This is a genomic window from Burkholderia reimsis, from assembly GCF_003294055.1.
GTDB lineage: Bacteria > Pseudomonadota > Gammaproteobacteria > Burkholderiales > Burkholderiaceae > Burkholderia > Burkholderia cepacia.
The window spans coordinates 1-861 of record NZ_QMFZ01000124.1 but is presented as its reverse complement, the minus strand read 5'-3'; the positions used below and the strand labels follow the sequence as shown (position 1 = coordinate 861).

Sequence of the window (861 nt, the reverse complement as noted above, 5' to 3'; positions counted from 1 at the left end):
CGCGGATCGACGGGTGCGTCTTGTAGCGCTGGAATTCCTCGAACGGCGACAGGTACGGGTTCGTGTAGCCCAGGCCCACCACGAAGCCGACCACGACCTGGTTGTTGTCCATGTGATACAGGAACGAACCGCCGTAGGTGTCCGACTTCAGCGGCCAGCCGGCCGTGTGGATCACGAGGCCCGGCTTGTGCTTGGCCGGATCGATTTCCCACAGCTCCTTGATGCCGATCCCGTAAGCCTGCGGATCGGCGTTCGCGTCGAGCTTGAACTTCGAGATCAGCTGGCGGCCGAGGTGGCCGCGGCAGCCTTCGGCGAACAGCGTGTACTTTGCGTGCAACTCCATGCCGAGCTGGAAGTTCTCGGTCGGCTCGCCGTCCTTGCCCACGCCCATGTTGCCGGTGGCGACGCCTTTGACCGAGCCGTCGTCGTTGTAGAGAATCTCCGCAGCGGGGAAGCCCGGGAAGATCTCGACGCCCAGCGCCTCGGCCTGCTGGCCCAGCCAGCGGGTCACGTTGCCCAGCGAAATCACGTAGTTGCCGTGGTTCTGGAAGTTGGCGGGCAGCGCCCAGTTGGGCGTGGTGACCGCGCTTTTCTCGGACAGGAACAGGAAGCGGTCTTCCGTCACCTCGACGTCGAGCGGCGCGCCGCGTTCCTTCCAGTCGGGGAACAGTTCGGTGATCGCGCGCGGGTCCATCACCGCACCCGACAGGATGTGCGCGCCGATCTCGGAACCTTTCTCGAGCACGCACACGCCGATCTCGGTGCCTTTCTCGGCGGCCAGCTGCTTGAGCCGGATCGCCGCCGACAGCCCGGCGGGGCCGCCGCCGACGATCACGACGTCGTATTCCATCGATTCGCGCG

General features: G+C 65.6%; 1 protein-coding gene. It reads right to left on the bottom strand.

Going from position 1 to position 861, the window contains the following annotated elements; genetic code table 11:
• Window positions 1-861, bottom strand: an 861-nt coding sequence (locus DPV79_RS41520) for an NAD(P)/FAD-dependent oxidoreductase (protein ID WP_208866782.1), incomplete at both ends; no start/stop codon positions are given.